Origin of the sequence: Rhizobium sp. BR 250 (genome assembly GCF_047445855.1) — a bacterium.
Classification (GTDB): Bacteria; Pseudomonadota; Alphaproteobacteria; order Rhizobiales; family Rhizobiaceae; genus Agrobacterium; species Agrobacterium tumefaciens_I.
In genome coordinates, this window is record NZ_JARWKW010000023.1 from 19,654 (window position 1) to 39,840 (window position 20,187).

Consider the following 20,187-nt stretch of genomic DNA (forward strand, 5'->3'; position numbering starts at 1 on the left):
AAAGGCCGGTTTTACCCGGCCTTTTTTCTGTTTTTGGGGTTTTTGCTATGCTTGGCGGGCACATCGTGGCAATCTCGTTTCGGGACAGTGTTTACAAAAAATTCAGCAACGATACAGTTTGCTGGGAATTGGCTGAGAATGCCGTTTATGGATTGAACAGCTTTTCAGTATGTTTTTTTAGCAATAGACGAACAAGGAAATACGTGGAAAGGCTGTTGTCAGGTAATGGCAAATTCCGGTCGGTTCCATAAAATGAAATGATTCGGTCTCCGGGGGCGCGCCATCCCATTTTGGTAAGCTTCTTGAATGGAATGATTCCATCCCGATGTATAATCTCCCGCTGGGAGCAAGAGGGCGTAGGCGATTGAAAGTCGATGTTGATATCCGCAGGCTATCTGCCAAGCCTATGGAGGGCATGGGTAAGCCCTTGCCGCGCGATCAGCTTGCCAAAAACGTCGCAGCCACGGCTGCTGCCGGTAACGTTGCAGGCGCACTGGATCTGCTCGTAACCTATGCCGGCGCCTCGCATTATCTGCTGGCGCGGGACGATCTTCTCGAAGAAACCGGGCTGAAATTCATCGTCACATCCGACTGGCCTTTCGATCTGGTCCGCAGGCTTGGCATTGAACTCGCCAACAGCCAGAACCGGTCGAGCGAAATGGAGAAATGCCTTTCGCTCCTGCAGCCGCGATTGCTTTTCCTTCCGGACGATGTTTCGGTGCCCTACGGCATCGACAGGCAATATTCGGCGCTCTCCTTCTGCGTGGGCCGTATCCGTCTTTCCCTTCTGCTGCTGTTTCCGGAAGAGGCGGTTCCTTCACCGGAGCGCCTGCGTGAAATCGCCCTGCTGACGGGTTATTGCGTCAGCTTCGGCATTGCCAGCGAAGCAAAGGCCGTGCGCGATATCGATCTCACCGAGCGCGAACTCGAGTGCCTTTTCTGGATCGCGGAAGGCAAGACAAGCGATGAAATTGCGATGATCCTTGGCATTTCACGCAATACGATCAATAATTACATCACAAGCGTGATGCGTAAAACCGCCACAAAAACCCGCTCGGAGGCAATTGCCTACGCCGTGCGCAACAACCTCGTATAATGGTCGGACGGATGGTACAGACGAAAGACAATGAGGGTTCAGGTCAAACGGGCATGTTTTACCGCAGCCCTGTCGTGACGAGCCGGTCGGACCTGTTTCCGAAGCTCGTCGCCATGCAGAAGCTGGTCGGCGCGCGCAATTTCGTGGTGACGAAGGCGGCCGCTTCCGGTTTCCCGAACAAGAAGAAGCTGACCTGCGAGCTGGAAAACTGGGGCATGAACGCCGCCGAGCAGAGCGCGCAGTTCATCCGCGCTGTCGGCGACATTCTTCTCGATCATATCGAGACATCGCTCCTGCCGGTCATCTGGCGCAACAAGAATGCCGGCGGCTTTGCCGATCTTCCCGATGTGCCCGCACTCCTGCGCCGCATCGAGAACGATACGTTGCCCTATGCGGGGCTGGCGCTGCCGGTGCGGCTCGGCACCATCGGCAATGGCTACATCGTTTTCTGCGGCACCAACCTCGTTCTCGACAATGAGGTCGTGATTGAACAGCACATCAAATGCTGCGAGATCATGGTGGACATGCTGGCGCTCGACGAACGCAAGGCAGCACCCTCGGAAGCCCTGAGCGAGAGGGAAATCGCCTGCCTGCAACTGGCGGGAGATGGTCGTATCAGCGAAGAGATCGCGGTGAAGCTCGGGCTTTCGGTGCACACCGTCAATGCCTATCTCGGCTCGGCGACGATCAAGCTTGATTCCGTCAATCGCATCCAGGCGATCGCCAAGGCTATCCGGCTCGGTTACATCCATTAATGGTGGACGGGGTTCTCCCGTCCCCTTAAGCCGGTCAAACGCCGGCTGGGCTTTTGCACTCCCCTAAAAGGCGCCATCGGCACTTCGCGTTTTTTTAACAGTTGCCAACTAGAACTTTTTATAAGTTTGGCTTTGGGGAACTGTTTCATGCACAACCGGCTCTTTAAGTCCGTTGCTGGTAAGGTCGTCGTGCTGACGATCGGTTTGATCACGCTCAGCGTGGCGGCAGTTGGTTTTTCGACCTACATTCGTTTGAAGGATAACATCATCACCACCGCGCTGCGTGATACGCATGGCGCGATGCGCAGCATGGCTATCCTTTACGAAATGAAGGTCGGCGGCGTTGCTCTCGAAATGGTGGATGGTGACCTGAAAAGTGTGGGCCGCGCCAGCATCGGAACGATGCGCGACAATGATCTCGTGGACCGCACCGCAGCCGGTAACGGCGGTATCTCCACGGTTTTTGAAGCCAAGGCCGGCGAATTCATTCGACTGACCACCAATCTGAAGAACGAGAAGGGTGAAAGAGCAGCGGGCACCAAGCTTGCCACCGATCATCCGGCTTTCGAAAAAGTCTCCAAGGGTGAGGCTTATTTTGGCACCGCCACGCTGTTCGGCACCAGCTACATGACCGGTTACATGCCTGTCACGAACAAGACCGGCGCACCCGTCGGCATCCTGTTCGTGGGCGTGCCCATGGATGTGTATGATGCCCAGATTTACAGCCTGCGCGATATGATGCTGCTGTGCGGTTCGCTTGCGATGCTTGGCGTCGGCTTGCTCGCCTATTTCGTCATCAAGCGCACGCTTCAGCCGCTCAGCAAGCTGACGGATGCAGTGAAATCTCTTTCGGACGGTAATCTCGAAACACCGATCCCCTATGCGACCAACGTCAATGAATTCGGCAATATCGCCCGCGCTCTGGTGATTTTCCGTGAGAATGCGGTTGAGAAGCTGGCGATCGAGGGCAAAAGTGCTGAGGAACGCTCCGCGGCCGAGTCCGAACGTTATCGCAACGATACCGAAAAGCGTGAACTGGACAGCCAGATCGAGTTTGCGGTGGGCGAGATTGCCTCCGGCCTCGGCAGGCTTTCGCGCGGTGATCTGAGCCGCACGATCGAGACACCCTTCTCCGGTCGCCTTGACCGGCTGCGCACGGATTTCAACGAATCCCTGCTCAACCTGCGCGATGCGCTGGGACAGATTCGTGAGCGCACGCTCGTCATCCAGCATAGCGGTCTTGAAATCGAACAGTCGTCCGTCGATCTGTCGAAGCGCACCGAAAATCAGGCCGCTTCGCTGGAGGAGACCGCCGCCGCTGTCGAAGAAATCACCGCAACCGTCAGATCGTCTGCCGAGCGGGCGCGTGAGGCCAATGAGGCCGTGCGGGCCACCAAGCAGAGCGCCGACAGTTCCGGTTCGGTCGTCAGCAATGCCGTCGACGCCATGGGTCGCATCGAAGACGCCTCGCGCAAGATCGAGCAGATCATCGAGGTCATCGACGATATCGCCTTCCAGACCAACCTTCTTGCGCTCAATGCCGGCATCGAGGCGGCGCGTGCGGGTGAGGCTGGCAAGGGCTTTGCCGTCGTGGCGCAGGAAGTACGCGAGCTTGCCCAGCGCTCCGCCGACGCGGCCCGCGAAATCAAGCAGCTCATCAATCAGTCGACCCATGAAGTCAGCTCCGGCTCGAAACTGGTGCAGGAGGCGGGCACGGTTCTTTCCGCCATCAGCCGGCAGATCGTGACCGTCAGCCAGCATGTCGAAACCATCGCGACGGCAACGCAGGACCAGTCCTCCGCGCTTCACAATGTCAACGGCTCCGTCAACCAGATGGACCAGATGACGCAGCAGAATGCAGCGCTTGCCGAGCAGTCGAGCGCCGCCAGCCGGGTGCTTTCCGGCGAAGTGGAAGCGCTGCTCGATCTGGTACAGCGGTTCCAGATGGAACAGGGGTCTGCGGCCGGTTCCGCTCGATTGAACCGGGCGGCCTGATACGTCTGTTTTCGAAGGTCAATGCGGCTCCCGGATCGCAAGGTCCGGGAGTTTCTATTCGGCTGCGGCCCGGGCCGTGCTGGATATCTGGTTGATATAGGCACGCAGGGCCGCCGGCTTGACCGGCTTGTGCTGCACGGAAATCCCGTATTTTTCGGCATCGCTGCGCACTTCCGGGCTGCGATCCGCCGTCACTAAGAGGGCAGGGATCGCCTTGCCGTAAAATGTCCTGATGAGGCGGATGGCGCTGATACCGTCGCCATCGCCCAGATGATAGTCGGCGATGATGACATCCGGGGCTGCGGCCAGAGTGAGGAAGGGTTCTTCCAGCGCCGCCACGGAACCAGCGGGCAAGACCTCGCAACCCCATCCCGTCAAAAGCAACGTCATGCCCTCGAGGATTTTCGGCTCGTTATCTATGCACAGCACCCGGATGCCCTGAAGGCGGTCGCTTGCTGCGGGGCTGATTATTCCGCCCTCTGCTCTGACAGGAGCAAGACGGTCTGCTTCGCGCGGCAGATGGATGCGGAAGGTCGTGCCTTTACCGGGGGTGGAAATGAGTTGCACCGGATGGTGCAGCATGCGCGACAGGCGGTCGACGATGGAAAGACCGAGCCCGAGGCCTGAAGCGGTTTTTGCGCCTTCATCCAGGCGGGCGAATTCCTTGAACACAATGCGGAATTTGGAGGCGGGAATGCCGATGCCGGAATCCGTCACCTGAATGACGACTTCGTCACCCCGGCGGCGCGCGCCGACGACCACCTTACCCTCAAGCGTATATTTGATGGCGTTGGAGACGAGGTTCTGTATCAGCCGCCGCAACAGATTGGGATCGGAACGCACCGTGAGCGAGGTGGGCATGACGACGAGATCGAGGTTCTTCTCCTGCGCCATCGGCGCGAAATCGGTCTCGATGCGTTTCAATAGCTCATTGAGCGGCACGGATGTCATGCGCGCCTTCATCGAACCGGTGTCGAGGCGGGAAATATCGAGAACGGCGCCGAGAATGGTTTCCACCGATTCCAGTGCCGAATCGATATTGTGAACGAGATCGCTTTCTCCCGAGGCGCCAAGTCGTTCGACCAGCGAGGAGGAATAGAGGCGGGCGGCATTCAGCGGCTGGAGAATATCGTGACCGGCGGCGGCGAAGAACCGCGTCTTGCCAATATTGGCCTCATCGGCCGCCGCTCTCGCTTCCGCCAGCGCACGGTTGACGCGGGTCAGTTCGACAGTGCGTTCCTCCACCCGCTGCTCCAGCGTTTCATTCGCCTGTTTCAGCGCCTGATCGCTTGCCACACGCTGGGTGATATCGGTGAAGGTGGCGACGATGCCCTTGTCCGGCATGGTGTTGGAGCGCACCTCGATGATGCGCTCACCACCCGCCAGCACCAGTGAAAAGGGCAGATCCATGGTCAGGAAACTGGTGATCAGCTCATTCGTGTCGCCGGGGGGCATGTCGCCGCGCTCCTGCAACATGGTGACGATGTCGGTCAGCGGCAGGCCCACCTGTCCGAATTGTTCCGGCAGATCCAGCAGGGTGCGGAAACGCCGGTTCCAGATGGTCAGCTGCTGCGAACTGTCGAAAACGGCAATGCCCTGATCCATCTGCGCCAGCGCCGTCTGCAGCATGTCCTGATTATATTGCAGGGCTTCGCTTGCCTGATCGAGCAGCCAGGCCGTGTCCGCGCTCGTATCTTCCGCCTTCTGGAGAATGATCGAGAGGACGAGGCGGGCGGAGGAGGAGCCGATGGCGCTGCCCAGCAATTGTTCGGAGAAATGGATCAGCGCCATATCCGCCGGCTGCTCGTCATTCAGTTTCCTGCCCGCCGTCTTTTCATAGGTCGCAAGCGAGCGCAGCATGCGCTCTTCCCCGAGATAACGGGCAATCGCGCTTTTCAGATCGCCGACGCTGACGCGGGTTTTCCAGCCGCGCGTGGCGAATTGCGATTTCGAATGGCGCTTGACGAAAATGCCGGACTGGATGCGTTCCACCGGCCGGGGATTGCGCGAGAGCGAACCCAGAACAAAGGCGAGGCTGTTGACGAGCAGGCTGAGGATCACCGCATTCACGAATGGGTCGGCCTCTGGGCCGTTGAACACCGTGCTGCCGGAGAACAGGAAGCCAAGAATATTCGCCGCGACCTCGGAATTGTCAGGCCCACCGAAGCTCGGCAGGAACAGCAGATAGGCCCAGACGAAAAAGCCTGAACTGAGACCCGCTATTGCGCCGCGGGCATTGGCACGCCGCCAGAACAACCCGCCGAACAGGGCAGGGGCCATCTGGGCGATGGCGGCAAATGCGAGGAGACCGATGGAGGCGAGCCCCGTGGCGCTGTCTGCGGCGCGGTAATATCCGTAACCCAGGAGCAGCACCGCAAAGATCGCCGTCCTGCGGATGTTGAGCAGCGTCTTGGCGAAGTCGTCCCGGTGCGGCGAGCGGTTGAGCAGTTTCTGCCGCAGGAAGATCGGCATGACGATGTCGTTGGAAATCATGATCGACAGCGCCACCGAAGCGACGATCACCATTGCCGTCGCCGCCGAAAAACCGCCGATGAAGGTGATCAGCGAAACGACCGGCATCTGATGATTGAGCGGCAGTTGCAGCACGTAGAGATCGGCATCGCCATTGGCGCCCAGCGTCAGAATGCCGGCGAGTGCGATCGGCAGCACGAAGATGTTGATGGCGATGAGATAGAGCGGCAGCAGGAACCCCGCCATGCGCAGCTCTTCCGGCGTGCGGTTTTCCACCACCGTGACGTGGAACTGGCGCGGCAGCAGGATTATGGCGAAGCCGGAGAGCAGCGTCATCACGATCCAGCGGCTGATAGGCGTGTGATACGAGATGGCCCGCATGGCCTGCTCATTGTTCGTCGCGAGCTGCCACAGATGCGCGGGGCCGTCGAAGAGCACGAAGAGCACGTAAAAGCCGACCGTGCACATGGCAACCAGCTTGACCAGCGATTCCATCGAAATCGCCAGAATGAGCCCGTCCTGGTGTTCGGTGGCATCCGTGTGGCGGGTGCCGAACATGACGGCGAAGCCGGCCATGACGAGGGTGACGACCAGCGGCAGGTCGAGGAAATAAAGATTGCCGCTGCCGATACCGTAATCGCCGGGATCGACCATCGTCGCCACGGAGCTGGAAACCGCTTTCAGCTGCAGCGCGATATAGGGAATGGCACCGACAAGCGCGATGATGGCGACAATCATCGCCACAGTGGAGTTCTTGCCGTAACGGGCAGCGATGAAATCCGCAACCGAGGTCAGCTTTTCCGTCTTGGCGAGATCGACGATGCGTCGGATGATCGGCATGCCGAGGGTGAAGGCAAGGATGGGGCCGGTATAAATGCCGAGGAATTCAAGACCTTTATCGGCTGCAAGCCCCACACCGCCGAAATAGGTCCAGGAGGTGCAATAAATGGCGAGGCTCAGCGCATAGACGAACGGACGCCCCTTTTTCGGCGCGTTTCTTTCACGGCTTTTCCTGTCCCCGTAGCTCGCGACCGCAAACAGCAGCAGGATATAAGCGAAGGCCGAGCCGAATATGATCCACCCAGGAAGCACGCATCCTCCCCATGCAAGAATTCCTGAATATGAGCATAGGCGAATTCCGCAGCGTTGAGAATGAGCGCGGTCTGATCATAAAGTTCAAGATCAGCGTGCAAAAAAGCCAACAAATGCAATCACGCCGGATTCCAAACGAGGCCCGGAACCTATATGGTTCAACCTGTAGGGACAGTCACATAGCTTCAGCTCGCGAAGCAGGAGAGAGGGACAATCTGAATGCTTAACGAATTTAAAACCTTCATCGCCCGCGGCAATGTCATGGACCTGGCCGTGGGTGTTATCATCGGTGCGGCTTTCAGCAAGATCGTCGATTCCGTCGTCAACGATCTCATCATGCCGATCGTCGGCGCTATTTTCGGCGGGTTCGACTTCTCGAACTACTTCCTGCCGCTGAGCGCAAACGTCAACGCCACCTCGCTCGCCGCCGCCCGTGATCAGGGTGCCGTCTTCGCTTACGGCAACTTTCTGACGGTTCTCATCAACTTCCTCATCCTGGCCTGGATCATTTTCCTGATGGTCAAGGGCGTCAACAAGCTTCGTGATTCGGTTGAACGCAAGAAGGTTGAGGAAAAGCCGGAAGCAGCTCCGCCGCCGGAAGACGTCAAGCTCCTCACCGAAATCCGCGATCTGCTGAAGACGCGCTGAGACCGGGACCAATCCCCGGCGTGATCTGCCGGCCCGCATGGCCGGCGGGTTCTGGCCGGGGATGATCCATAAAGAAAATCCATGTTCGCCTCACGGAATATCATGCACATGGCTGGTCCGATGCGATAAGAAGGCACCAAACGGAGTGTCTTTAATGTCCATTTTGAACAGTCTGAGTGCGCGCTCTCTGGCGGCTCCCGAGAGCGGCATTGTCGAAGTCGTGAATTATGCCCGGGGGCGGGACAATCTCCTGCCGCTCTGGGTCGGCGAGGGTGATCTGCCGAGCCCTGACTTCATCAATCAGGCCGCCATCGATGGGCTGAACAATGGCGAAACCTTCTATACCTGGCAGCGCGGCATTCCCGAACTGCGGCAGGCGCTGAGCCGTTATTACGAACGGCATTTCGCAACGTCGCTGCCGCCGGAGCATTTTTATGCCACCGGTTCCGGCATGCAGGCGATCGTGCTTGCCGTGCAGGCGCTCACCTCACCGGGCGACGAGATGGTGTATCTCTCACCCACATGGCCCAATATCGTCGCTGCCATCGGTGTGGCCGGCGCTAAGGCGGTTCCGGTCGGCATCGATTTCCGCGATGGCCGCTGGGATCTCGATATCAACAGGCTGGAAAGCGCAATCACCGGCAAGACGAAGGCGCTTTTCATCAACACGCCCTCCAACCCCACGGGGTGGACGGCAACGCGCGATAATCTCCGCGATGTTCTGACGCTTGCCCGCAAACACGATCTGTGGATCGTCGCCGACGAAATCTATGCGCTTTATCACTATGCCGGCAGCCGTGCGCCATCCTTCCTCGACGTGATGGAGCCCGATGACAAGATCGTCTTCGCCAATTCCTTCTCGAAGAACTGGTCCATGACCGGCTGGCGTGTCGGCTGGCTTGTTGCGCCGCCGGCCATCGGCCAGGTGATCGAAAACCTCATTCAATACTCCACCTCCGGCGTGGCGCAATTCATGCAGCGCGGCGCGGTCGCCGCCCTCGACCATGGTGATGGTTTTATCCGCGAGAATTACGAACGCGCTTTGACCTCCCGCGACATTCTCTGCGACGCGCTGATCGCCACCAACCGTGTGGAAACCCTGAAACCAGACGGCGCCCTTTATGCCTTCCTCAAGATCGACGGTGTCACCGACAGCCGCGCCACGGCGCTCGATATCGTCGACAAGACTGGCGTCGGCCTCGCACCCGGCACGGCCTTCGGTCCGGGAGGCGAACTGTTCCTGCGCGCCTGCTTCCTGCGCAACCCAAAGCAGATAGAAGATGCGGCCGATCGGCTGGCTTCTTACATCCTCGGCAGGTAAGTCTCGATCTTCCTTGCAATGGTTTTCCCTGCCGCGCCGGGTATCGCGCTGCGGTAGGGAAATCGGCAACAAAATCACAGCGAAGTCCTAAAACTGCAACCCCACGGCGCAACCATCGACGTGGGGGATTTTCTGTGATATGCGCATTTTGTTCCACTTATGAGAACATTTTCATAAATAAATAAAAAGCACTTCATTGCGCTAACCAATCGTAAGCCACCTTTTTAATGGGGTGGGGGATCGGTCGCGTATTCGCTGTGCAAGTAATCAATGATGAAGAATTATTGGCTTTGATGGGCTCAAGAAAAACAAACAGGGAAGTAGTGTCATGGCGGTGCTGGTTACCGGTGGGGCCGGTTATATAGGAAGCCATATGGTGTGGGCTTTGCTCGATGCCGGGGAAGAGGTCGTTGTTGTCGACCGGCTTTCCACGGGGTCGCGCTGGGCCGTTGCGCCGGCGGCGCGTTTTTATCTGGGCGAAGCGGCGGACCGCGCCTTGCTCGACCAGATTTTCGAAGAAAACCAGATCGAGACCATCTTCCACTTTGCAGGCTCGGTCAGCGTTCCCGAGTCGATCAGCCAGCCGCTGGAATATTACGAAAACAATACCGGGACGACCCGCGCGCTTGTTGCGGCGGCGGTCCGCAACGGCATCCGTAATTTTATCTTCTCTTCGACGGCCGCCGTCTATGGAAACCAGCCCTTTGACGGCCCCGTTCCTGAAACGGCGATCCTGAGCCCGGAAAATCCCTACGGCCTGTCGAAACTCGCTTCTGAAATCATGCTGCGCGACGTCGTGCAGGCGCATGATTTCAACTATGTGGCGCTGCGTTATTTCAACGTCGCCGGAGCCGACCCGCAGGGCCGCGCCGGGCCTTCACCAACGGGCGTTGCAAACCTCATCAAGGTAGCGTGTGAAGCAGCAACCGGCCGTCGTGACCAGGTGGAGGTTTACGGTACGGATTACCCGACCGCCGACGGAACCGGCGTTCGCGACTATATTCATGTCAGCGATCTCATCGACGCGCATATGCTGGCCATGGCGCATCTGCGCGCCGGCGGCGGCACGCGAACGCTGAATTGCGGTTACGGTGTCGGTTATTCGGTGCTGGACGTTCTGCAGGCCGTTCAGCGGGAATCGGAATGCGATTTCCCGATCATCCACCGTCCGCGCCGTGCGGGCGATATTGCGGCCATGGTGGCAGATTCGGCGCGTATCCAGTCGGAACTCGGCTGGCGTCCTCGCTTCAACGATCTGGCGACCATCGTTCGCACCGCGCTGCAGTGGGAAGCCAAACGTCAGGCCCAGCAAAGCGACAGGATACCACCGATCCGCCGCAAACTGGCGGCCATAGGCTGAGCCGCCCTTCGTTCACAAGGCGCGGTTTCTCCTGACGGCAGGATAGAGGACCGGCCGATCCGATGCGGCGGCGGGGCGAAGCCAGCGGTCCCTGTCGAAAAACTGGCGTGTCAGCTTCACTCCCGGCGATTGTTCGCTTGCGAGCAAGATCATGTTCAGGCGATGCGGTGCGGTCGGTTCCGGTTTTACGGAAACCGAAATACCGAAGTGCTGTGCCTGATAGGGCTGCATCCCGCGTGCCGGCTCTATCATGCTTGCAAGGTCGGCAAAGCGGGTTTGTCCGACGATCATGCTGAGCGCCTCATCGAGCTTGGCGAGAATAGTGGCGCCGTCCGGCGTTTTGGGCGCAACGGCCTTCATCCTGATGGAGCGAACCTCGCCGGACGCCTCGCCCCTGATTTCAAGAAAAAGCGATGCTTGTTCCGCCGGGTCTGCCGCCTTTCCTGCCACGAGATCGGCCATGCATTCGAAGTTGCGGATGTTGACCGGACCGGCATGCCAGCCCTGCGGGTTGGAAAAGCCCGTGGCGGTAAAACGGTCGCAAAGGTCCTTGCCGGAAAGAACGAAGTCGCGGGCAAAGGATGCCCTGTCGCCCTTCTGTTCGAATTTCAGCAGGTGCGGTGGCAGATACACCTTTCTGGCGGTGGATTTCTGCCGCTTGGCGGGCTTCGTTTTCGGCGGCGCTTCGGCGGAGCGCGTGACGGGTGTCAGATTGAAATGGGTCAGAAGGCTGTTGAGATGTTTACTGTCATTGGCAAGCAGCACCGTCGCCAATATGGCGATACAAACCGCGAATACCGCAAACAGTAGCGCGCCAAGGCTTACTCTTTTTTGCAGGCCTGCGTCCATCATGGGGCCCTAAAGGCTGTCGGGGAGAAGCGTCAGCCGGTTTTGAATATTGCTTGTGGGCCGTGGGCAGCCCCGTGAATAAATTACAAGTGTTAGAGCGTTTCGCATTTCCGGATGGAAAGCCTGGGTCCACTCTTCCCGGAAATACGCGAGCTCTGAAAATAATATGCAATCCACCGCCGGAGTTTCCGGCGGTGCCTAAGGTTATTCGGCGTTATTCTTGCCTGTGTCCTGCCCACCGGCGCTGCTTTCATCGTCCGCAACGGGAATGGCGTAGGCGCCATTCAGCCAGCGGGCGAGATCGAGCGAGCGGCAGCGATCCGAACAGAAAGGATAGTCTTCCCGCGTCGACGGCCGGCCGCATTCAGGGCATGGCTGGGATTTGCGAAGCGGCGTGACTTTTCCGGTGCTTTCGGTGGGGGATTTCGCCATGGCCTATCCCTCAAGCCAGCCCGGCGTCACCTCAAATCCTTCGCCGGAAAGAAGCGACATGGTCTCATAAAGCGGCAGGCCCACGACGTTGGTGTAGGAACCGGTCAGCTTCTGAACGAATGCGCCGGCAATACCCTGTATGCCATAGGCACCCGCCTTGCCACGCCATTGCCCGGAGGCGATATAGGCATCGATCTCGCGCGTGGAGAGGCGCTTGAAACGCACCTTGGTCTCCGCCACCTTCTGGCGCACTTTGCCGCCGGGTGTCACGAGGCAGATGCCGGTATAAACCCAATGGCTACGCCCCGAGAGAAGATGCAGCGCCGCAGAGGCATCCTCGGTATATTCCGCCTTGCCGACGATACGGCGCCCCACGGCGACCACGGTATCGGAACCGAGAACATAGGCGTCTTTCCACGCCTGCTCGTTCTTCAGCGCCGCCTGCGCGGCTTCCGCCTTCTGCAATGACAGACGGCGGCAGAGCGTGCGCGGATGTTCGAGCTTCACAGGCGTCTCGTCGATATCCATCGGCATAAGACGTGCCGGCTCGACACCGATCTGATGCAGCAGTTCCAGACGCCGCGGCGAACCGGATGCCAGAACGAGCTTTTGTTTTGAATTGGTCATTGCGCTGCCCGGGCGTCCGATACGAAAGGTGGATTACTTGAAGCGGTAGGTGATGCGGCCCTTGGTAAGGTCGTAAGGCGTCATTTCAACCAGCACCTTGTCGCCTGCCAGAACGCGGATACGGTTCTTGCGCATGCGGCCTGCCGTGTGGGCAATGATTTCGTGGTCGTTCTCAAGCTTCACGCGGAATGTTGCGTTCGGCAGCAATTCGGTTACGATGCCCGGGAATTCAAGGACTTCTTCTTTTGTCATGTAAGGGTTTTCTTCCTGTTGATAGTGCCGGATGTGTCATGTCCGGGAAAATTGCGCGGAAACTACACAATCCCGGCACATTTGTGAACCTCTAAAGCATCGGCTTGAAAATCAGTACCGATTTTCGCGAGGCGGGGGCTATTTTCAGTCTTTTGAAAGCGTATCCGCCACTGGCTGTTGCCGTCTCGGCAGGCGTTCCGAGATCAGCCTGGCAAGATGGTCCCGCACCTCGCGATAGGCATCGAGAATCTGTTCGCGCGTGCCGGTGACCACCGTCGGATCCATGGTCGGCCAATAGACCACGTCGAGAGAATTCGAGCGCGTCAGTTCCAGCGCGGCGTGATGGGCTTCGGGTGTCAATGTAATGATCAGATCGAAAAAATCATCCTCGATCTCGTCCAGAGTGCGCGGCTTGTGTTTGCCGAGCGAAAATCCCTGCTCTTCCAGCACCGCATCCACGAAGGGATCGCGTTCGCCGGCCCTGACCCCGGCCGACTGTATGTAGATGCCGGGCGCCACCAGCCGTTTGGCGATGACCTCCGCCATGGGGGAACGGATGGAGTTCATGCCGCACATGAAGAGGACCGATTTGGGCGCTCGTCCCTCGTTTGGCGCTGCGGCAGGATCGTTCATCTCTAACCCCGCCAATAAAGCACGCAGACAAGGGTGAAGAGCCGGCGCGCGGTATCGAAATCCACGTTGATCTTACCGGAAAGCCGGTCCATCAGCGTCTGCGAGCCATCATTGTGAATACCGCGCCTGCCCATGTCGATCGCCTCGATCTGGCTGGGCGTCGAAGAGCGGATCGCCTCGTAATAGCTTTCGCAGATCAGGAAATAATCCTTGATGATGCGGCGGAACGGCGTCAGCGACAGAATATGGGTCGCGACATCCTTCTCGTCTTCGGTGCGGATCGAAAAGACCAGCTTGGCATCGACCAGCGAGATGTGCAGCCGGTATGGCCCGCCGGTATGGCCGAGCGGCTCAAAGGTGTTTTCTTCGATCAGGTCGAAAATGGCGACGGCGCGTTCATGCTCCACATCGGGCGTGGACCGGCCGATGCTGTCGTCCAGTACCACGTCGCAGAGCCGGAAATCGCCTGAAGCCATCGCTTAACTTTCCGGATTGAGGCGAATGGAGACCGAGCGCGCATGCGCGTCCAGCCCCTCGGAGAGGGCAAGGGTGATCGCCGCCGGCGCAAGCTGGCGCAACTGCTCAGGCCTGAGCCGCAGAATGGAGGTGCGCTTGACGAAATCCAGCACCGAAAGGCCGGAGGAAAAGCGCGCAGAGCGCGCCGTCGGCAGAACATGGTTCGAACCGCCGACATAATCACCGATCACCTCCGGCGTGTGGCGTCCGACGAAGATCGCGCCGGCATTACGGATTTGGGCCATCAGCGCGTCCGGATCGTCGACCGCAAGCTCCAGATGCTCGGCGGCAATGCGGTTGGCGAGCGGAATGGCGTCGGTGAGCTTTTCGACCAGAATGATCGCGCCGAAATCCGCCCAGCTCGCCGCCGCCGTCTCGGAACGAGACAGGCGCTTCAACTGACGCTCGACGGCTGCCTCCACCGCCTTGCCGAGTTCGGCGTTGTCGGTGATGAGGATGGATTGGGCACCGCGATCATGCTCCGCCTGCGCCAGAAGATCGGCGGCCAGCCAGTCCGGGTCATTATCCTTGTCGGCAATGACAAGCACTTCGGAAGGCCCGGCGATCATGTCGATGCCGACGGTGCCGAAGACCTGCCGCTTGGCAGCCGCCACATAGGCGTTGCCGGGGCCGACGATCTTGGCGACCGGCGCGATGGTTTCCGTGCCATAGGCGAGTGCTGCGACGGCCTGCGCGCCGCCGATACGGTAGATCTCCTCGACGCCCGCAATGCGCGCGGCGGCCAGCACGGCCGGATTGACCGCGCCGCCGTTCGCCGGCACGACCATGACGATACGTTCGACACCGGCGACCTTGGCCGGCACGGCGTTCATCAGCACCGAGCTTGGATAGCTGGCGGTACCGCCCGGCACATAAAGACCCACGGCCTCTATGGCCGTCCAGCGCGAGCCGAGACCGACGCCGATATCGTCTTCGTAAATATCGTCCTTCGGCATCTGCCGCGCATGGTGTTTTTCGATGCGCCGGGCTGCGAGTTCGAGCGCCTCGATCACGCTCCTGTCGATGGAGGCAGAGGCCGCATCGATCTCAGCCGCCGTGACACGCATCGAAACCCTGGCAAAATCGATGCCGTCGAATTTCTGGGAATAATGGGCAAGGGCCGCATCGCCGCGATGGCGGACATCGTTGATGATGTCGCGAACGGTCGCGTTGACGTCTTCGGAAACTTCTCTCTTGGTTGTCAGGAAGGCAGCGAATTTCTGTTCGAAATCAGCCGATGCCCGCTCCAGCCAGATTGCCACGCCATTACCCTTTCATTGTCCCCGCGGGCGATCCCGCGAGGTGCACGAACTTGCCGCAGAGAATTGCAGCTCTGGTAAGTGGCATAAATCGAAACGGCAAGGAAAGGCAACCGTTGCGAAGGCTCGCAACGTTTATTCGCCGTCGGGATGATGCGGTTTGGTCGTGGTTTCCCAGGCGCCGCTCACATCGGTCAGCTGCGCCTCGATGCATTCGACATCAAGCGCGATGGTGCCGCCACCCGAAAGCGCCAGCTCGACGAGGCCATCGGGACCTTCGCCATTCGGTGTGAAGCGCATCGCGAGAAGCGAAAGCACCTGCTCCCTGTCCGTCAGATTGATTGATTGCGAACGAACGGCGGAGACGCGTTTCAAGAAAACCACGCTGCGGCAGCGCTCCGGCGGCAGGTTCTTCTTATCGGCGCTTTCCCAGACGAAACGATTGGCAGACAGTGTGAACTGGCCGTGCTTCGGCTCGAAGGCAACGTCCTTCAGCTTGAAGACGCTGTCCTGCATATGCGTCGAAATGACGGAGAGATCTTCGGTATCCAGCGCCAGCAATTTCAGGCCGCTCATTGTTTTCTTCCTTCTTCTGCGGTGCGGACCGCTATTTCCATGACTTATACTGGAAATAGGCAGTCCGGGCCCACTCTGCAACGGGTAGAAAACGGATGAGCGGCGATGAAAGGATCAATCGCTGACGCGTTCGACCAGTGCGCCACAGCGGGTGAGCTTTTCTTCGAGCCGTTCGAAGCCGCGATCAAGGTGATAGACGCGCGAAACCATGGTCTCGCCTTCCGCCACCAGGCCGGCAATGACCAGCGACACGGAAGCGCGCAGATCGGTTGCCATGACCGGTGCGCCCTTCAGGCGGGAAACGCCTTCGATGCGGGCCATCTGGCCGGAGAGCGAAATCTTCGCGCCGAGACGGGCAAGTTCCTGCACATGCATGAAGCGGTTTTCAAAGATGGTCTCGGTAATGTGCGAAACACCCTGCGAACGGGTCATCAGCGCCATGAACTGTGCCTGAAGATCGGTGGGGAAGCCGGGGAAGGGCTCCGTGACGATATCGACCGGCTGGATACCATTGCCGTTGCGCACGACGCGCAGGCCGGTTTCCGTTTCGCTGATTGTCGCACCGGCAAGGCGCAGCGTGTCGAGCGCATTGTCGAGCAGCGATGCGCTTGTGCCTTCCAGCACCACGTCGCCGCCGGCCATGGCGACAGCCATGGCATAGGTGCCGGTTTCGATACGGTCCGGCAGAACCCGGTGGCGCGCGCCGGAAAGCGAGGTGACGCCTTCGATGGTGATGGTGGAGGTGCCGGCGCCTTCGATCTTCGCGCCCATGGCGATCAGGCAGTGCGCCAGATCGACCACTTCCGGCTCACGGGCGGCGTTGTGGATGACGGTGGTGCCGCGCGCAAGGCTTGCGGCCATCAGCATCACATGCGTCGCGCCGACGGAGACTTTCGGGAAGGTGTAGACGGCGCCGATCAGGCCGCCCTTGGGGGCCGTGGCGTTGATGTAACCGCCGTCGATCTCCATCGTCGCGCCAAGCGCTTCAAGTCCCTCGATGAAGAGGTCGACCGGGCGCGTGCCGATGGCGCAGCCGCCGGGCAGGGAAACGCGGGCGCGGCCCTCACGCGCCAGAAGCGGGCCGATGACCCAGAAGCTCGCGCGCATCTTCGAAACCAGCTCGTAAGGGGCTGTGGTGTCGACAATGGTGCGGCAGGTGAAATGCACGGTGCGGGAATAGGCCTCGGCCTGGCTTTCGCGGCGGCCATTGACGGAAATATCGACGCCATGATTGCCGAGGATACGGATGAGCTGCTCCACGTCTGCCAGATGCGGCACGTTTTCGAGCGTCAGCGTGTCGCTGGTCAGAAGCGATGCGATCATCAACGGCAGGGCGGCGTTTTTTGCGCCGGAGATGGGAATGATGCCGTTGAGCTTGTTGCCACCCGTAATTCTGATGCGATCCATGCGTCCCTACGGGCCTGTGCCCGCCTTTCTTTATCGTGCCTTGCGGAAATGCGCGTCCTTAGACGAATTTCCACGGCGTTTCAATTTTATGCTGATGAATTCTCTATGAGGATGATTCGTCCGTTTTTGCGGCAGGCAGGCCAATTGTCTCGTCCGCATCGCCTGCGCGGCGCGCACGAACCTGCTGTTTGCGCTTCAGGAGGTTTTCACGAAGCTTCTTCGCCGCCCGTGCCTTGCGCTCCGCCTCGCGCAGGCGCGCCTTTTCGCCGGGACCGGCCTGCATGTTACCGTTTGCCGCCACGGCCGACGTTTCTTGCGAAACGTCCACGGAAACCGCTGCCCTTGCCTGTTTGTCATGATGTTCGTTCATAGATTCAGCAATATCTGAAAAATGCATTTTTCAACAGGGGGCACGGTTTTTTGCTCCGTGTGATGAAGAATATCGTTTTGCGACTTGCGCTCGTCAAAAACCTATGGCAATAGGCCGCCACGCTTGATGCTGAAGCAAACGCTTCGGCACCGGATGCTGCTATAGCTCAGGGGTAGAGCACTCCCTTGGTAAGGGAGAGGCCGAGAGTTCAAATCTCTCTAGCAGCACCATTCTTCCCCACGATTTCAAATGTTTATGCAATTGTCTGGCCGACGCCTATTCGCGACATGATCATGCGCGCACCATGCCGACGGCAGCAAATGTGGAAAACCGCGCCTCTTGCGAAGCGCGGTTTCCTGTCCGAATATTCTGTTGCTGCCAGAGCGGGACGAAACCGCCCGTAGCCATCGGGCGCCGCTTACTGACGGAATAGCGACAGGATATTTTCGGAGCTGGTATTGGCGATGGAGAGCGACTGGATCGCCAGCTGCTGCTGCGTCTGGAGAGCCTTGAGCCTTGTGGATTCTTCATTCATGTCCGCATCAACGAGACGGCCGATGCCGCTGTCGATGGAGTCGGTCAACTTCGAAATGAAGTCTTCCTGCAGATCGAGGCGCATCTTGATGGAACCGAGATCGGCGCTCGCGCTGATAACCGATTCCAGTTGGGTGTTGACAAACTGGATCATGTTGTCGAGGCCGTCATTGTCGGTCAGCGCTTGACCGTTGGCATCCGTCAGTCCGCTGAGGTGTTTGGTGATGTCGAGGTCGATCAGCGAATAGTTGAGCTTCTGGGCCATCTGCGAATCGGTGGCAGCGGTTTCGAGATAGATTTCGTTGTTGGACGAGCCACCCGTACCGATTGCGGTTACAGTGGTGCCGGCAGCGGGGGCAGTGTTGTTTGCCTTGACATACAGGGCTTCACCGGCGGAGTTTTCACCGATCTTGAAGTAGGTGCCGTTATCTTCTGTTGCTGTTGCCGCAGCAACGGTAACAAGACCGGTCGTTGCATCCACAGTCGAAACCGTGGTTGTCGTGCCCGACGGGAAAGCCAGCATTTGGGCTTCGGTAAACACCTTTGCGGTATGAAGTGTGGTTGTGGATACGCCGGCAGTTGTCGTGGTGATCGCGAACTGCTTCAGAGCGCCGGTGTCGGAATAATAAGCGGCACTGTCGAGAATGCCGTTTTTCGTCGTACCCGTCGTCGTGTCGAAAAGCGCGGTCTTGTTGTCGACCTGAATATCGATGGTCTTGACCGCGACATTGCCCGCGCTATCGCGGATAAAGGAACCTACAACCTGCTTGGTGATCGGCGTCAGATTGCCGGTGGCGTCGCTGATCTTGCCCTTCAGCCAGTTCTCGCCGGAGAAGGAAGCGGATTCGCCGATGCTCTTCAGCTGATCCTGAAGCTGGCTGATTTCTTCCTGGATTTTTGCCTTGTCGACACCGGCTTCGCGAGCCGCAACCAGCTTCTTGCTGATTTCCTTGACGACATCGACCGTGGTTTCCATGGCGGAATAGGCAGTGTCAACCTTTGCGGCGCCGAGGCCGAGGGCGTCCTGTACGGCGGAAAGCGCACCATTGTCAGAGCGCATGGTGGTCGCGATCGACCAGTAGGCGGCATTGTCGGAGGCCGTCTTGACGCGCAGGCCGGAGGAGACCCGCGACTGCGTTTCTTCCATACTGCTGCCGATGGCGCGAAGGGTCTGCAGGGCGGCCATTGCCGCGACGTTCGTCAAAATGCTGGTCATAATTATTTGCCCCTTGATTGGCTGAAATGAAAAGGGACATTCCGGATTGTCACCGGGAACGATCGCGCGGCTTGATGCCTGTTAACCTCTTTTTCGTCTTGGTTAACCAATCGTTTCGATGACAGGGTTTTAGGCGGCGAATGGTTAACAAAGCCTAAATCAATGAAGGGAAAAATTAAGGAACGATAATTTTTCTTAACAATAACGGAAAAAGCCGCGCTGGGAGCGCGGCTTTTCAGTCTTGAACGGTCTCTTCGGATTAACGGAAGAGCGACAGGATGTTCTGCGAGTCGCTGTTTGCGATGGAGAGCGACTGGATCGCCAGCTGCTGCTGCGTCTGCAGAGCCTTCAGCTTGGTGGATTCTTCGTTCATCTCGGCGTCGACGAGGCGGCCGATACCGCTGTCGATCGAGTCGGACAGCTTGGAAACGAAGTTTTCCTGCAGCTTAAGGCGAGAGGACACAGCACCCAGGCCTGCGGCTGAGCTTGTTGCTGCTTCGAGCTGGCCATCAACATGCGAGATCAGCTGGTCGAGAACGTCTTCGTTGCTTGCGGTCGCAGCCAGGCCGAAGGCGGTCTTCATGGTGTCGAGCTTGGTGATGTCCAGGCTGACAACCGAGGTGCCAGAAGCATAGACGGTTGCGATCGTCGTCAGTGCGGCAGGAACAGCAGCGTCAAGCGTTGCGCCAGTGGCGTCGGTTGTCTGCAGCCACTTGTTTTCGCCGACCTGCTTGTAGAAGTCCGTGCCGTCGCTCCAGACGCCGTTTGCGCCTTCCG

At 58.9% G+C, this 20,187-nt stretch carries 19 protein-coding genes and 1 tRNA gene; 7 read left to right on the forward strand and 13 right to left on the reverse strand.

Translation table 11 applies throughout. The features are described from left to right. The first annotated feature begins 364 nt into the window (after positions 1-364). The 3 genes from visN to QD336_RS23780 all read left to right on the forward strand — a co-directional run bounded on the left by visN (position 365) and on the right by QD336_RS23780 (position 3,846). On the forward strand, positions 365-1,096 hold the full coding sequence (gene visN / locus QD336_RS23770; protein WP_269341923.1) for a transcriptional regulator VisN: 732 nt from the start codon (positions 365-367) through the stop codon (positions 1,094-1,096). 53 nt (positions 1,097-1,149) lie between these two features. Beyond that, positions 1,150-1,851 (forward strand): transcriptional regulator VisR, encoded by a 702-nt coding sequence (gene visR, locus QD336_RS23775; RefSeq protein ID WP_003522758.1) that lies wholly within the window; start codon positions 1,150-1,152, stop codon positions 1,849-1,851. 147 nt (positions 1,852-1,998) lie between these two features. Beyond that, positions 1,999-3,846 (forward strand): methyl-accepting chemotaxis protein, encoded by a 1,848-nt coding sequence (locus QD336_RS23780; RefSeq protein WP_499172399.1) that lies wholly within the window; start codon positions 1,999-2,001, stop codon positions 3,844-3,846. Between the two features lie 54 nt (positions 3,847-3,900). Here QD336_RS23780 and QD336_RS23785 read toward each other — a convergent pair whose 3' ends face one another. Next, entirely contained in the window at positions 3,901-7,410 is a 3,510-nt protein-coding gene (locus QD336_RS23785; protein ID WP_499172400.1) for a hybrid sensor histidine kinase/response regulator, read from the reverse strand. Between the two features lie 219 nt (positions 7,411-7,629). Here QD336_RS23785 and mscL point away from each other — a divergent pair, with 219 nt between their 5' ends. The 3 genes from mscL (at position 7,630) to galE (ending at position 10,739) form a co-directional block, all read left to right on the forward strand. After that, positions 7,630-8,058 carry a large conductance mechanosensitive channel protein MscL gene (gene mscL, locus QD336_RS23790; protein ID WP_499172401.1) on the forward strand — a complete coding sequence of 143 codons (429 nt, stop codon included), beginning with the start codon at positions 7,630-7,632 and terminating at the stop codon, positions 8,056-8,058. A 154-nt stretch (positions 8,059-8,212) separates the two neighbouring features. Further along, a complete protein-coding gene (locus QD336_RS23795; protein WP_499172403.1) occupies positions 8,213-9,379 on the forward strand; it encodes a pyridoxal phosphate-dependent aminotransferase in 1,167 nt (388 codons plus the stop codon). A 328-nt stretch (positions 9,380-9,707) separates the two neighbouring features. Continuing rightward, on the forward strand, positions 9,708-10,739 hold the full coding sequence (gene galE, locus QD336_RS23800; RefSeq protein WP_269341931.1) for a UDP-glucose 4-epimerase GalE: 1,032 nt from the start codon (positions 9,708-9,710) through the stop codon (positions 10,737-10,739). A 12-nt stretch (positions 10,740-10,751) separates the two neighbouring features. On the opposite strand, the gene QD336_RS23805 is transcribed toward galE, so the two are convergent. The 10 genes from QD336_RS23805 to QD336_RS23850 all read right to left on the reverse strand — a co-directional run bounded on the left by QD336_RS23805 (position 10,752) and on the right by QD336_RS23850 (position 17,660). Beyond that, positions 10,752-11,588, reverse strand: a complete 837-nt coding sequence (locus tag QD336_RS23805) for a DUF6030 family protein (protein ID WP_499172410.1) — start codon at positions 11,586-11,588, stop codon at positions 10,752-10,754. A 204-nt stretch (positions 11,589-11,792) separates the two neighbouring features. After that, positions 11,793-12,020 carry a DNA gyrase inhibitor YacG gene (gene yacG / locus QD336_RS23810; protein ID WP_269341933.1) on the reverse strand — a complete coding sequence of 76 codons (228 nt, stop codon included), beginning with the start codon at positions 12,018-12,020 and terminating at the stop codon, positions 11,793-11,795. A 3-nt stretch (positions 12,021-12,023) separates the two neighbouring features. Beyond that, positions 12,024-12,647, reverse strand: a complete 624-nt coding sequence (locus QD336_RS23815; protein WP_499172404.1) for a Maf-like protein — start codon at positions 12,645-12,647, stop codon at positions 12,024-12,026. Between the two features lie 33 nt (positions 12,648-12,680). Beyond that, positions 12,681-12,899 carry a translation initiation factor IF-1 gene (gene infA / locus QD336_RS23820; RefSeq protein WP_003503453.1) on the reverse strand — a complete coding sequence of 73 codons (219 nt, stop codon included), beginning with the start codon at positions 12,897-12,899 and terminating at the stop codon, positions 12,681-12,683. A 144-nt stretch (positions 12,900-13,043) separates the two neighbouring features. Then, complete coding sequence (locus tag QD336_RS23825; RefSeq protein ID WP_269341937.1) at positions 13,044-13,532, reverse strand: arsenate-mycothiol transferase ArsC; 489 nt, start codon at positions 13,530-13,532, stop codon at positions 13,044-13,046. Between the two features lie 2 nt (positions 13,533-13,534). Beyond that, positions 13,535-14,008, reverse strand: a complete 474-nt coding sequence (locus QD336_RS23830) for a UPF0262 family protein (protein ID WP_269341939.1) — start codon at positions 14,006-14,008, stop codon at positions 13,535-13,537. A gap of 3 nt (positions 14,009-14,011) precedes the next feature. Further along, complete coding sequence (hisD, locus tag QD336_RS23835) at positions 14,012-15,310, reverse strand: histidinol dehydrogenase (RefSeq protein WP_499172405.1); 1,299 nt, start codon at positions 15,308-15,310, stop codon at positions 14,012-14,014. 132 nt (positions 15,311-15,442) lie between these two features. Next, positions 15,443-15,883: a DUF2948 family protein gene (locus tag QD336_RS23840; protein ID WP_269341943.1), complete on the reverse strand. Its 441-nt coding sequence runs from the start codon at positions 15,881-15,883 to the stop codon at positions 15,443-15,445. A gap of 114 nt (positions 15,884-15,997) precedes the next feature. Next, a complete protein-coding gene (gene murA, locus QD336_RS23845; RefSeq protein ID WP_269341945.1) occupies positions 15,998-17,290 on the reverse strand; it encodes a UDP-N-acetylglucosamine 1-carboxyvinyltransferase in 1,293 nt (430 codons plus the stop codon). Between the two features lie 103 nt (positions 17,291-17,393). After that, entirely contained in the window at positions 17,394-17,660 is a 267-nt protein-coding gene (locus QD336_RS23850) for a hypothetical protein (RefSeq protein WP_499172406.1), read from the reverse strand. A 155-nt stretch (positions 17,661-17,815) separates the two neighbouring features. On the opposite strand from QD336_RS23850, the gene QD336_RS23855 reads away from it, so the two are divergent. Next, a tRNA-Thr gene (locus QD336_RS23855) sits at positions 17,816-17,890 on the forward strand. Between the two features lie 188 nt (positions 17,891-18,078). On the opposite strand, the gene QD336_RS23860 is transcribed toward QD336_RS23855, so the two are convergent. Together QD336_RS23860 and QD336_RS23865 are read right to left on the reverse strand one after the other, a co-directional pair. Next, positions 18,079-19,410 (reverse strand): flagellin N-terminal helical domain-containing protein, encoded by a 1,332-nt coding sequence (locus tag QD336_RS23860; RefSeq protein WP_499172407.1) that lies wholly within the window; start codon positions 19,408-19,410, stop codon positions 18,079-18,081. 259 nt (positions 19,411-19,669) lie between these two features. Further along, positions 19,670-20,187 (reverse strand): flagellin (locus QD336_RS23865; protein ID WP_499172408.1); only part of this gene is annotated, 518 nt, incomplete at its 5' end.